Raw genomic sequence first — 12,672 nt, 5'->3', positions numbered from 1 at the left:
CGTCGGTCGGTATCACTCGCCGGACGGCAGTCGATAGCTCGCGCCGTCGTCCGTGTCCTGGACCTCGATGCCGAGCGCCTCGAGTTCGTCGCGTAACTCGTCGGCGCGGCCGTAGTTGCCGTCCGCACGCTCTCGAGCGCGCACGTCGAGGACGAGTTCGACCACGTCGCCGGCGAGGGTTGCCGTACCCGCCGTCTCACCCGCGAACGAGAGACCGAGGACGGAGCCGAGTTCCTCAAGCGCGTCGACGGCTTCTCGGAGTCCGCGGTAGTCGTACTCATCGCGGTCGTCGACGTGTGAGTTCACCGCCGTCGCGATGGACAGCAGCGCCGACTGCGCCTCTCGCGTGTTGAAGTCGTCGTTCATCGCCTCGACGAACGACGCGCGGGCCTCGTCGACCGCCGTCCGGAACGACTCGTCGACGATTTTTGTCCTCGCGTCGGTGGAGTCCACCGCGTCGACGGCCGCGTCGTAGGCCCGCTCGAGTCGATCCCAGCGCTCTTCGGCCTCGGCGATCGTCTCGTCGGCGTAGAGCTGTGTGCTGTTGTAAGATCCCGCGGTGAGGAAGGTCCGCAGGACGTTCGTTCCCAGCCGGTCGACGCCCTCCTCGACGGTGACGAAGTTGCCGAGACTCGAGGACATCTTCTCGTCGCCCATCTGGAACAGTTCACAGTGGAGCCAGTAGTTGGCAAAGCGCTCGTCCGTCGCGGCCTCGGACTGGGCGATCTCGTTTTCGTGGTGGGGAAAGACGAGGTCGCGGCCGCCGACGTGGATATCGAGCGTCTCGCCGAGGTGGGTCATGCTCATGGCCGAGCACTCGATGTGCCAGCCGGGTCGCCCCTCGCCCCACGGCGAGTCCCAGGTCAGTCCCTCGGGCGGTTCGCCCCCGTGGTCGACGCCCTCGTGTCGGTGCTCGTGGACGGCACCCTCGTCGACGCCGCCGGCCTTCCAGAGCGCGAAGTCCGCCGGATTGCGCTTCTCGCTGCGCTCGTCGGGGTCACCCTGTGACTCGATCTCATCGAGTTCCTGATTCGAGAGTTTGCCGTACTCCTCGAAGCTGGCGACGTCGAAGTAGACCGAGCCGTTGGACTCGTAGGCGTAGCCCTTCTCGATCAGGGTCTCGACGAGGTCGATGATTTCGGGAACGTGCTCCGACACGCGGGGATAGACCTCCGCCCGCAGGAGATTGAGCGCGCGCATACTCGACAGCGTCTGTTCGATGTAGGTCTCCGCGACGGTTTCCTCGTCGTCCCCGAGGTCATCCTCGCCGACGCGGGCGACGATCTTCTCGTTAATATCGGTGAAGTTCTCGACGTGACGGACGTCGTAGCCGAGGTACTCGAGCCAGCGGTGCATGACGTCGACGTGGACCCACGACCGCGCGTGGCCCAGGTGTGGCGGATCCGAGACCGTCAGGCCACAGTAGTAGAGCAGAACGTTCTCGGGGTCCTGTGGCTCGAACGGCTCTTTCTCGCCCGTCAACGTGTTCGTCACGTGCAGGGTCATTGCGTACGTCTACCTCCGGCCCGTAGTTAAACGCTGTTAATAGCGTACAGGGCTCGAGCGCGAACTCACACGCGCCGGAACGTTTCTGTACTGTTTCGCGGCTAGTCGAATCGGTACGCCTGTAGGGGAGCTATACGGCGCTGGCAGCCGTCGACCGACTGTGAAACACGACCGGATCCACACTCGAGAACCGACTCACCACGGCGACCGGTGGTCGGTCGTAACGACCGGAGCGCTCTCCGTCTCTGGTGGGTTCGATCCGGGCGGGATACCCCACCTCATCATCGGCGTCCAGTTCAGCGAAGCGCGTCATCGTTCCGTCGGAACCCGTTCGAGCGAACCCTCGACCGCCCGAAGCGCGTTCGCCCCCTCGAGGCGGTCGACGACGACTATCATCGACGCTGCGCCGACGGCGGCCGCGGCCGGTTCGATGTCCTCGATCGACAGGCGCTGTAGGGTTTCGGCGAGTGCGGTCGCGTCGACGGCCCCGGCCGCGACGATCGCCGTCCGATCACCCGCTCCGGGGCCAAACGCGGTCCCGCCGACGGAGACGAGTGCGTCGTCCGCCCCGGTATCGCCCGCCGCGGCGCCGACCGGCCCGACTCCGCTTTCCATTCTGACCCTAACGTCGCGCGACTCGCACTCGTACGCCGGCAGCTCCTCGGCGTAGCGCCGAAGCGCCGTGGCGATCGCGTCGGTCTCCCCGTCGACCTCGAGAAACCGGGCAGCGCCGGTGTAGTTGACGACGCCCGCTCGCAAGGCCGTCACGAGAAACGGGTGCTCCTCGGCGGCGCGCCGGGTCGTGGCTGCCAGTGACATATCGCAGAGAGCGAACCGAGTCGACATAAACGCGGCGACCGTCGAGTGGGAACGGCACTCGCCGGAGCGCCGGTCACATCGGGACCGCGGCGCTTTTGCCGCGAGCACCCGATCACTCGAGCATGGAGCTATCCGACATCGAGGATCTCATCGAAGCGGACCTCGAAGACGCGAACGCGACGGTAACGCACGCCCGCGACGAACACGACGACGATCACCTCGCCGCGACGGTCGTCTCCCCGACGTTCGAGGACCTGCCGCTGGTCCAGCAACACCAGGCGGTCTACGACGCCCTCGGCGACCACATGACGACGGACATTCACGCGCTCGAGGTCTCGACGTACACGCCCGAAGAGTACGACGAGCACGAGGCCTGACCGGTCGGTTCGAACGCCGGTTCCGGCCGAAGGCGGCGCCGCCCACCGGAACCGCAGCTTTATCCATCCCTCCTGATAGGATGTGTATATGGAATCGCTTCACTCCCGTATTAGACTGCTCTGGATCGCCCAGGGGGCGATCACGGCGATCGTCCTCGGTGTTATCCTCGCGGCCGTCGACCGATGGCTCACCGACGTCCCGACGGCCGTGATGGCCGGCGTCGTCGGTCTCGCGCTCGTCCTCGGGATCGTCTACGCCGTTCGGCTCTACCAGGTCTGGCAGTTCGAACTCCAGCCGGACGCGCTCTACCTCGAGCGCGGCGTCGTGACGTTCGTCGAAACCGCGGTTCCGTTCGTCCGCGTCCAGCACGTCGACACCCAGTTCGGCCCCATCGAACGAGCGTTGGGGCTCTCGAGCGTGGTCGTCTACACGGCGGGGACGCGAAACGCCGACGTCCGAATCCCGGGTCTGACACCCGATCGCGCCAGAGACCTCCAGGATACGCTTCGTGAACTCGCCGTCGAAAGCGAAGCCGACGACGCGGTCTGATCTCGAGTATGAATCGACTTCACCCACTCAGCGCGGTTACGTCCGCCCTCCAGTACGGGTTCCTCTGGCTGTGGATACCGATGGTTCTCGTGCTCGTCCTCGGCGCGATATTCGACCCGATCAACTCGTCCTGGTCCCCTCTGGCTGCGCCGCTTGGCTTTCTCGCCGGCGCGGCCTACGGAATCGCCTACTACTACCGGTTCGAGTACGGTATCACCCCCGATACGTTCGACGTTTCGTCGGGCGTGTTCGCCCGCCGCTCACGGGAAATTCCCTACGGCCGAATCCAGAACGTCGACGTTCGACAGGGCGTCCTCCAGCGACTGCTCGGACTCGCCATCGTCTCGATCGAGACCGCCGGCGGCGGCGATACCGAAGCGTCGCTGAACTTCGTCAGCGAGTCGGAAGCGACTCGGCTGCAAGACCGGATCCGACGCCGAACCGCCGAGGTGAAAGACCGCCGGCGAAAGCGCGACGCCGCGAGCGCCGACCGGCGGAAATCGACCGGAACGGACGAGCCGTCGGGCGACGCTACCCGGGCGGATGTCGTCTCCGGCAGTGAGGCCGACGGGACGGCTAATCGGGGCGTTTCGGAGTCGACGCCGCCGTTCGACGGGCCGGAACCCGTCTCGGACTACCGAGATGGCGCGTCCGGTCCGGGTCGGACGCGCCGCGAGCGACTGTTCGACCTCGAGGCGCGGGAACTCCTGCTCTACTCGTTTACGTCGTTCCGGCCCGCAGCCGTGGCCGGCGTTCTGTTCGTCTTCTTCCTCGTGACCGACCCGATTCTCGATCTACTCGTCACCACCGCACAGCCCTTCGGCGGTCCGGAAACGCTCGACGAGGGATCGCCGACCAACTACGGGATTCTGACGGTGATCTCGATGCTCAACGGTCTCGTCGTCACGTACCTGCTGAGCGTCGCCTACACGTTCGCCACCTACTACGGCTTCGAACTCGGGCGCACCGGCGAGGACTTCGTCTACGAGCGCGGGCTCCTCCAGCGCTACAGCGGATCGATTCCCGTAGAGAAAGTGCAGTCGGTGACGATGACCGCCAACCCGCTGCAGCGACTGATCGGCTACGCCGGAATGTGGGTCGAGACCGCCGGCTACGGCCCCGAGAGCAGCGGCGGAAGCCAGTCGGCCGTTCCGCTGGCCGAACAGCGCCGCGCCCGCCGGTTCACCGAAAACCTCACCGGCGTCGAGACGCCGAAATTCAGCTCCCCGCCGACGACGGCTCGGCGGCGGTACCTCGTCCGATACTCGCTGGTCGCCGGTGCCATCGTCGCGGCCTGCTTCGCCATCACGCGGGTCACCGCGCTCGAGCGCTGGTACCTCGCGGTAGTCGTCTTCGCCGCGGTACCGCCGGCGGCCCACCTGCAGTACGTCCACCTGGGCTACTACGTCGGCGACGACCACCTGGTCATCCGGCGTGGCTTCTGGCAGGAGCGAACGACCGTGATCCCCTACTACCGTATTCAGACCGTCTCGACGCGGCGGTCGATCTTCCAGCGCCGGCTCGGACTAGCATCGCTCGTCGTCGACACGGCGAGCTCCCAGACGTTCTTCTGGGCGACGCCGACGGTCTACGACATCGATCTCGAGGTCGCTCGCGAGATCCAGACGACGAGTCGCAAACGGCTCCAGTCGGCGCTGCGCGAACGCGCTCGAGACGACGACATGGGGTTGTCGCCGGATTTTACCTGACCGAACGGACCGTGGCGTAGCGTCACGACCGGGACCGCGACGTTTTTGCCCCGACCGTCCCACTCGCCGTGTATGGCTCCGGACGGGATCGATCGACCCGACGAGGAACGACACCGAGGACGGACATGATCGGCGACGTGCTTCGGTACCCGGTCAGCGACGAGATCGGTCGGACGGCGCTTCTCAGGTGCGGTCTCGGTGTCGTCGCGATCGCGGTCGGGTTGCGATACGCGGTGGCACTCGCCCCGTTAGCGGTCGCGCTCGTTCCCGCGTTCGTCGCGCTCCTCGGCGCTATCACCCTGTTCGGAACGACGTCGTTCGTACTCGGTTCCGACGAGCAGCGACCGCGGCCGTCCGCGCGGGCGGTTATCCGCTCCGGATGCGAGGCTCTCGCGTTGGCGACCGCGCTCCTCGTCCCGTCGATCGCTCTGTTGGCGTGGTCGTTGCTGGAGACGCCGGAAAGGATCGCGCTCGGAAACGGAACGGGGCTGTTCGCACTCGTCTCGTCGACCGCGCTGGTGTTCGTTTTCATCGCGTGTGCGTACGTCTACCCTGTCGCGGTTGCCGCGAGCGTGTCGACCGGACGGTTGCGCGCGGCCGCCGAGGCCGACGCCCTGCGTCCCGCGTTGACCGACGCGACGTACTTTCTGCGCTGGACGGTCGGCTTTTCGCTCGTCGTCCTCGCGACGTGGTTCGCCGTCACGACGTTCCGCCGCGCCGACGCGGTGGGGTTGGTCGCCGCGGCGGCCGCCGCCTATCTCCTCGTCGCGGGGACGCACGCCGTCGGTCTCGGCTACGCTCGAGCGGTGGGCGGCGGATCGACGTCGAAGCCGCGGTAGGGCCGGTGTTTTCGTCGCCGGTCGGTTCGGCTCGAAGATGACGATCGGACGAGGCTACTGCTCGAGGTGCGGACGAACGGCGAGAAGAGGAAACGGTATCGAACGAATCGGATCGCGCGACCTGCAGCCGGAGTCGATGGACCCGTGCGCGCCGATCAGGCGTTCGGTATTCGGGGTTCGGAGTGCTCGACGCGGCGGTTGTGTAGCGCGTCGCTGGTTTTCGCGTCGAAGACGTGGATGGCGTCCTCGGGAATGTGGACCATCACGCGTTCGCCGGCTTCGGTCTGGCTCATGCCGTCGATCGTCGCGATGACCGTATCGGCTTCGCTCCCACCGTCGCCGAGCGCGAGGTAGACGATGTTTTCGTCGCCGGTCGGCTCGACGACGGTGACCGTCGCCGGGACGGCGTGACCGTCTTCTCGCTGGCGCTCGCCGTCGCTGATTTCGATGCCGACGTCCTCCGGACGCACTCCGAGGACGAGTTCGGTACGATCACCGACCGCCGCCGAGACGTCCTCCGAGATGGCGTACTCGAGGTGCTCGCCGACGAGTACGGCCCCCCCGTCATCCGCATCGCGGCGGGTCACGTCGAAGAAGTTCATCGCGGGCTCGCCGATGAAGTCCGCGACGAACACGTTCGCCGGTTCGTGATAACACTCGAGGGGCGTCCCAACCTGCTGAAGTTCGCCGCCGTCGAGGATGGCGATCCGGTCGCCCATGGTCATCGCCTCCGTCTGATCGTGCGTGACGTAGACCGTCGTCGTCTCGAGTTTCTCCTGGAGCTGCTGGAGCTCCGTGCGCATCTGCGCGCGGAGTTTGGCGTCGAGATTCGACAGCGGCTCGTCCATCAGGAAGACCGACGGTTCGCGGACGATCGCCCGGCCGAGCGCGACGCGCTGTTGTTGCCCGCCCGAGAGCTCGGCCGGTTTCCGGTCCAGCAGGTCGTTGATTCCCATCATCTCGGCGGTCTCTTCGACGCGGGCACCGATCTCGTCGTCCGAGAGGTCGGTGGATTCCTCGAGCCCGAACGACATGTTCTCCCGGACGGTCATGTGCGGGTAGAGCGCGTAGGACTGGAACACCATCGCGATATCCCGGTCTTTCGCGGGCAGGTCGTTGACCACGCGGTCGTCGAGACGGATCGCGCCGTCCGTGATCGTCTCCAGTCCCGCGATCATCCGGAGCGTCGTCGACTTGCCGCAGCCGGACGGTCCGACGAGAACGAGGAACTCCCCGTCCTCGATGTCGATCGATACATCATTGACGGCAACGATCTCGCTGCCGTCGTCTTCCGTGAACACCTTTCGTACGTCGTCGAGTTGGGTTTCTGCCATCTCAAGTCCTCTGTTTCCGTAACGTTAGCTGTCGGTCGGTCATGTCTGTACCCCCTCCGCGAACTTGTCGGCGAACAGCACGTAGACGAGTAATGTCGGGAGCGCCGTGATGAACGCGCCCGCCATTCGGAGCGGGTAGTCGGTCCCCTCGAGCGCCTCGCCGAGTCCGGACAGGATAAGGGTCGCAGACGCGGCCGGATTGTTGACGCTCCCGATGATCGTCAGCGAGAACAGGAACTCGTTCCAGATCTGGGTGAACTGGAAGATGAACACGACCGCGAACATCGGTATCGACAGCGGCAGAACGATCCGTCGGTAGACCCGCCAGATCGACGCGCCGTCGAGCCTCGCGGCCTCAATCATCTCGTCGGACATCGTCTTGTACTGCGAGCGAAACAGCAGCGTCACAATCGGGATCCCGTACGCCGTGTGCGTGATGATCAGCTCGAGGATCGTCGCGTGGTGTGGCTCGAGCAGTGGGAGACCCCACAGGAACGAGAGGCGCGCGCCCAGCTGCATGTACTGGCTCCAGAACTGGAAGAGCGGAACGATCACCGCCTGATAGGGGACGAAGACGCCCGCGATGAACAGCGCGAGCACGGCGACCTGACCGCGCCACTTGACCAGCGTCAGTCCGTAGGCCGCCATGCTGCCGAAGATCGCACAGAGGAGCGTCGACGGAATGGTGAACAACACGCTGTTGACCATCCCCGGCGCGAGGTAGTCGAACGCGACCTGCCACTTCTCGAACGTGATTCCGCTGGCGCTGAGGGGCGGGAGGAACGGGAACGTTTCTCTCACCGCTTCCGATGACTTGATCGACGTCACGAGTCCCGACTCGATCGGCAGGAGATAGAATACGACGAGGCCGGCCAGCGTCGCGTACAGCCCCACGTCTCTGAGCGTAATCTCCCCCGTCGAACTCTCCGGCGCCGTCTGTTCGGTCGTAACTGATTTCTCGCTCATAGGTTCCCTCGCTTGTACTGACTGTACAGGTACGGCGCGATGACCGCCAGCGACAACACGAACAACAAGAGTGCGATCGACGACCCGTACGCCCACTCGGAGCGGCCGAACGACTCGCGAACCATCTTGGTCGCCAGGATATCGGCCCCGCGGCGGGGTCGGTAGCCGCCGGAGATCGCGTACAGGAAGTCGAAGGCTTTCAGCGCGAACAACACCAGTACGACGGACGCACTAACCATCGCCGGACGCAACTGCGGAATAATCACGCGCCGATACATCCGAAACGTACTCGCCCCGTCGGCCCGCGCGGCCTCGTACTGATCGGTGGGGATCGACCGGAGCGCAGCGAGGTAGATGATCATCGTGTACCCGCTGAACTGCCAGACGAGCGCGAATATCACCGACCCCAGTACGAGTCGCGGACTCCCCAGCCAGCTGTACGGACCGAGACCGAACAGGCCGAAGAACTGGTTGATGATGCCGTTGTTCGGGTTGTACATCCACCGCCAGAACTGGGCCGTGACGATGAACGAGAGGGCGAACGGGAGGAGGTAGATCGTTCGGAACGACCTGCTGAAACGGATTTCGCGGTCGAGCAACAGGGCCAGGACGAGGCCGACGATCAGGCACACGACGGTAAACCCGACGAGCAGGACCAGCGTGTTTCGAGTCGCCGCCCACATCCCCGGATCGTCCAACATCTTCTGATAGTTGTGAAGACCCAGGTTGCTGTAATCGGGACTGTCGAAGCCCGAGTACTCCGTCAGCGAGAGCAGGAAATTCCACCCGATCGCGGCGTACACGAAAAACCCCATCAACAGGAACGGCGGCAGCCAGAACGGCGCCGACTGGACCATGTCGCTGTCGAGTACGCGACGGAGCGTCGATCGCTCCTCGACGGTGCCTCCGTCCGTCCTGATGCGCCGCTTTCGGCTCGACCGTTCGCGTTCGCGGTTCTCACTCCGCTCACGCCGGACGCTACGCAATAGTTCTAAAACAGATTTCATAAACTTGTGGAAGGATTAAACGTTGTTCATGAAGCCTTCCGTCGCATCGTCCACGTTGTAGGGTTTCGCGAAGTTGTTATTGAGTACCTCCTCGAGGTCGGACTGCGTCGTCGTGTCAACGGCGAGTCCGTGCGCGAGCGTCGGCGGCTTCTCCGAAGCGCTGTCGAAGTCATCGATCGTGTTCGTGAGGTAGTCGTTGAACTCGTCGGTCGACACGTCCGTCAGCGTCGGGATCGATCCCTTGTACTGGTTGAACGCGACCTGCGCTTCCTCGGATCCGACGAACTGCAGCCAGGTCGCGGTATCCTCGGGCGTCGGATTGTCGCTCGGGTAGATGAACGAGTCGATGTGGAGGGTGTAGTAGTCTTCCGTCCCGGGGAACCGAACCGCGTCCCAGTCCGTGCCGTACTCGAGGTCCTCCGCGAGGTATGCGCCGGCGACCCAGTTACCCTGGTGGATGAACGCGGCGTCGCCGCTCATGATGTCCTGATTGACTTCGGTGAACTCGACGGTATCCGCGTCGGAGTTGATGTAGTTATCGAGGATCTCCTCGAGTTTCTCGAACGTATCGCGGACGGCGCTCTCGTCGCCGTCGCCCTCAATGAAACTCGTGTAGGCGTCGTACCCGTGTTCGCCCAGCATCGTCTGCGCCCACGTCTGGAGGATACACCACGGCTCGAGCGACATCGCAAGCGGCGTCGCGTCGGTCTCCGACTCCACGGTGTCCAGTGCGTCGATCAGCGCATCAACGCTGTCCAGCGATTCCGGATCGACGCCGGCGTCCTCGAGGACGCCGACGTTGTAAAAGAGGTCGTTCAGGCGGTGAGAGCCGATCGGGACCGCCGAGAAGCCGCCGTTGTACTCGCAGAGTTCGACCGCTTCCTCGACGTGGGCGTCCTTCAGGTCGGCCTCGTCCCAGACCTCGGACTCGATGTCGCCGACAGCGTCCCCGTACTGCTCTAAGTTCGCGCCGGGCCATCCGGCGAACGAACTCGGCGGGTTGCTCCCTTGAAGGCGGGTAGCGACCGTATTATCGAGATTCTCGTTACCGCCGCCGCCGATCGGCTTATTGTCGTACTCGACGTCCGAGTGCGCTTCTTCGAACGCGCCGAAGAGCGCGTCGGCGGCCTCGGCACCGTCGCCGCCGGTCCAGCCGTGCAGAACCTCGAGCGTGTCGCCACCGCTATCGGTCGAACATCCTGCGAGACCGACGAGGCTCGCCGTTCCTGCCACTCCAGCACCCTTAAGAACCGTTCGACGGGACAGCTTGTTACCGTTACCCACTGTAAATCACACATGATTGATTGTACGGGGGGCACTTAATAGTTTCCAATATTTATTACATTCCGAGTCAATAGTTAATCCGACGGAGAGTTGCCCACTCGTCTACTGACGAAGTACAGATCGAAACGGTTCCGTGGTAGTTCGCGTCGGCTCCCGGAATCAGACCGGTGGCTTTTACGCACCCCACCGCCAACCGTTCGCTCATGAGCGAGGACTACAGACTCGAACGCGACAGTCTCGGCGAGATGCAGGTACCGAAAGACGCCTACTGGGGTGCACAGACCCAGCGGGCGATCCAGAACTTCCCCATCTCGGGTATCTCCTTCGGCCGACGGTTCATTCGCGCGCTCGGCGTCGTCAAAAAGGCCGCCGCGCAGGCCAACCGCGACCTCGGCCTCGTCGAGGAGGCCGAGGCCGAGGCGATCATCGAGGCCGCCGACGAGGTCATCGCCGGCGAGCACGACGACCAGTTCCCGGTCGACGTCTTCCAGACCGGCTCCGGAACGTCCTCGAACATGAACGCCAACGAGGTCATCGCAAACCGCGCGGCCGAAATCATGGGCAGCGAAATCGGCGACCGCACCGTCCACCCCAACGACCACGTCAACTACGGCCAATCGAGCAACGACGTCATCCCCACCGCGATGCACGTCGCCTCCCTCGAGGCCGTCGAGAAGGACGTCATCCCGGCACTCGACACGCTCCGCGAGGCGCTCGAGCGCAAAGAGGAGGAGTTCGACGACGTCGTAAAGACGGGACGAACACACCTTCAGGACGCGACGCCGGTCACCCTCGGCCAGGAGTTCGGCGGCTACCGAACGCAGGTCGAGAAGGGACTCGGCCGCGTCGACAACGTCCGCGAACACCTCGCGGAACTCGCTCTCGGCGGCACCGCGGTCGGCACCGGACTCAATACGCACGAGGAGTTCCCCGGCCGCGCCGCCGAGTACATCACGAAAGAGACCGGCGTCCAGTTCCGCGAGGCGGACAACCACTTCGAGGCCCAGGCCGCCCACGACGCGATGAGCGAGGCCCACGGCGCACTCCGAGTAATTGCGGGCTCGCTGAACAAGATCGCAAACGACCTACGGCTGCTCGCCTCCGGACCGCGCAACGGGCTCGGCGAGGTCGAACAGCCCGAGAACCAGCCCGGTTCTTCGATCATGCCCGGCAAGATCAACCCCGTCGTCGCCGAGGCCGTCAATCAGGTCCACAAACAGGTCGTCGGCAACGACGCTGCCGTTTCCGCCGGTGCGGCGGAAGGTCAGATCGATCTCAACCTCTACAAACCCGTACTGGCCCACAACTTCCTCGAGTCCGCGGAGCTCATCTCGAACTCGAGTCAGGTCTTCGCCGAGCGCTTCGTCGACCCGCTCGAGGCCAACGCGGAGTACTGCGAGGAGCGCGTCGAGGAGTCGATGGCGATGGCCACCTCGCTCAACGTCCACATCGGCTACGATAAGGCCAGCGAGGTCGCCAAGACGGCGCTCAAGGAGGGCAAGACGGTCCGAGAAGTCGTCCTCGAGAAGGGCTACCTCGACGAGGTGGAAGCCGACGAGGTGCTCGATCCCCGGAAGATGACCGAACGCGGGATCCTCGGCCAAGACGACTGACCCACACAGCGGCGATCAACGCGACCCGTTTGGAATCCCGTCTACTGTACCGTCGGCCGTCACCGCTCGCGTAACTCGTCAGTCGTTCCCCGACGGGCCATCACAGTATGTTTCGTCCCACGATGTCGGGTCGTGACGTATCCGGTGGGCTCTCGAATCGAAACGAATTATCCCTGATTCCTTACATTCGATCGTGTGACCGAAGCGCAGGCTATCGTGGGAACTGATCTGACAGGGAACGAAGTACCCAGCACCGAGTAAATCACGAATATAACCGTTCTTTCTTCCCTGACCGTCGAGGCTAAATCGGAGCAGTGACGCCGAATCACGGGCATTGAAGTTGCAATAAAAGAACCCAAGCAGTTTTGGGGGATGCTCGCGTCAGACGAAATATGCACACCTGTCGCAACTGCAACCAGTCTTTCCAGACCGAACTCGCCCTCGAGTTACACCGAGATACGTGCAAAAAGGGACAGCTTTTCTGCCAGGTCTGTGGCGACCGATTCCGGGAGGGCGATGCGACGCAGGACGGCTGGCACTACGAATGTCCGAGCGACGACTGCGAGGGCGATGGACTGCAGGAAGATCTGTATCGAGTCGACGACGTCCGAACGGCGACGCACTGACCCGATCGACAGGCCCACGCGAACTCTTCGATTTTCGACCGG

12 protein-coding genes and 1 pseudogene are annotated in these 12,672 nt (G+C 64.2%); 7 read left to right on the top strand and 6 right to left on the bottom strand.

The window, feature by feature from the left end; all coding sequences use genetic code 11:
- Positions 1 to 12 precede the first annotated feature (12 nt).
- Positions 13 to 1,506 carry a cysteine--tRNA ligase gene (cysS, locus tag DWB23_RS11795; protein ID WP_121742979.1) on the bottom strand — a complete coding sequence of 498 codons (1,494 nt, stop codon included), beginning with the start codon at positions 1,504 to 1,506 and terminating at the stop codon, positions 13 to 15.
- Between the two features lie 160 nt (positions 1,507 to 1,666).
- On the opposite strand from cysS, the pseudogene DWB23_RS24110 reads away from it, so the two are divergent.
- Positions 1,667 to 1,735, top strand: a pseudogene (locus DWB23_RS24110) (DUF7861 family protein); the annotation flags it as partial.
- A gap of 80 nt (positions 1,736 to 1,815) precedes the next feature.
- Here the strand turns inward: DWB23_RS24110 and DWB23_RS11785 are convergent.
- Positions 1,816 to 2,325, bottom strand: coding sequence for a DUF7523 family protein (locus DWB23_RS11785; RefSeq protein WP_238717394.1), 510 nt, complete (start codon positions 2,323 to 2,325; stop codon positions 1,816 to 1,818).
- Between the two features lie 122 nt (positions 2,326 to 2,447).
- Here DWB23_RS11785 and DWB23_RS11780 point away from each other — a divergent pair, with 122 nt between their 5' ends.
- From DWB23_RS11780 to DWB23_RS11765, 4 genes are all read left to right on the top strand, one after another.
- Entirely contained in the window at positions 2,448 to 2,702 is a 255-nt protein-coding gene (locus DWB23_RS11780; protein ID WP_121742976.1) for a BolA family protein, read from the top strand.
- Positions 2,703 to 2,790: 88 nt separating this feature from the next.
- Positions 2,791 to 3,252 carry a PH domain-containing protein gene (locus DWB23_RS11775; RefSeq protein WP_121742975.1) on the top strand — a complete coding sequence of 154 codons (462 nt, stop codon included), beginning with the start codon at positions 2,791 to 2,793 and terminating at the stop codon, positions 3,250 to 3,252.
- Between the two features lie 8 nt (positions 3,253 to 3,260).
- Entirely contained in the window at positions 3,261 to 4,961 is a 1,701-nt protein-coding gene (locus DWB23_RS11770; RefSeq protein WP_121742974.1) for a PH domain-containing protein, read from the top strand.
- Between the two features lie 125 nt (positions 4,962 to 5,086).
- A complete protein-coding gene (locus DWB23_RS11765) occupies positions 5,087 to 5,800 on the top strand; it encodes a DUF4013 domain-containing protein (protein ID WP_121742973.1) in 714 nt (237 codons plus the stop codon).
- A gap of 155 nt (positions 5,801 to 5,955) precedes the next feature.
- On the opposite strand, the gene DWB23_RS11760 is transcribed toward DWB23_RS11765, so the two are convergent.
- The 4 genes from DWB23_RS11760 to DWB23_RS11745 are packed head-to-tail and all read right to left on the bottom strand — an operon-like array spanning position 5,956 to position 10,340.
- Positions 5,956 to 7,134 carry an ABC transporter ATP-binding protein gene (locus DWB23_RS11760; protein WP_121742972.1) on the bottom strand — a complete coding sequence of 393 codons (1,179 nt, stop codon included), beginning with the start codon at positions 7,132 to 7,134 and terminating at the stop codon, positions 5,956 to 5,958.
- A gap of 39 nt (positions 7,135 to 7,173) precedes the next feature.
- Positions 7,174 to 8,100 carry a carbohydrate ABC transporter permease gene (locus DWB23_RS11755; RefSeq protein ID WP_121742971.1) on the bottom strand — a complete coding sequence of 309 codons (927 nt, stop codon included), beginning with the start codon at positions 8,098 to 8,100 and terminating at the stop codon, positions 7,174 to 7,176.
- Entirely contained in the window at positions 8,097 to 9,107 is a 1,011-nt protein-coding gene (locus DWB23_RS11750) for a carbohydrate ABC transporter permease (RefSeq protein ID WP_394341746.1), read from the bottom strand. Before DWB23_RS11750 ends, DWB23_RS11755 begins: the two co-directional genes overlap by 4 nt.
- Positions 9,108 to 9,122: 15 nt before the next feature.
- Complete coding sequence (locus tag DWB23_RS11745) at positions 9,123 to 10,340, bottom strand: ABC transporter substrate-binding protein (RefSeq protein WP_238717393.1); 1,218 nt, start codon at positions 10,338 to 10,340, stop codon at positions 9,123 to 9,125.
- A 254-nt stretch (positions 10,341 to 10,594) separates the two neighbouring features.
- On the opposite strand from DWB23_RS11745, the gene DWB23_RS11740 reads away from it, so the two are divergent.
- Both DWB23_RS11740 and DWB23_RS11735 read left to right on the top strand, forming a co-directional pair.
- The gene (locus tag DWB23_RS11740; protein ID WP_121742969.1) at positions 10,595 to 12,004 is read left to right on the top strand and encodes a class II fumarate hydratase; all 1,410 of its coding nucleotides are present in this window, start codon (positions 10,595 to 10,597) and stop codon (positions 12,002 to 12,004) included.
- Between the two features lie 392 nt (positions 12,005 to 12,396).
- Entirely contained in the window at positions 12,397 to 12,630 is a 234-nt protein-coding gene (locus DWB23_RS11735) for an HVO_2901 family zinc finger protein (RefSeq protein ID WP_121742968.1), read from the top strand.
- The last annotated feature ends 42 nt before the right edge of the window (positions 12,631 to 12,672 follow it).

The sequence above is a fragment of the Natronorubrum halophilum genome, from assembly GCF_003670115.1.
Taxonomy (GTDB): domain Archaea; phylum Halobacteriota; class Halobacteria; order Halobacteriales; family Natrialbaceae; genus Natronorubrum; species Natronorubrum halophilum.
Note: the sequence above shows the minus strand (reverse complement) of the source record. Positions and strands in the feature narration are given on the sequence as shown.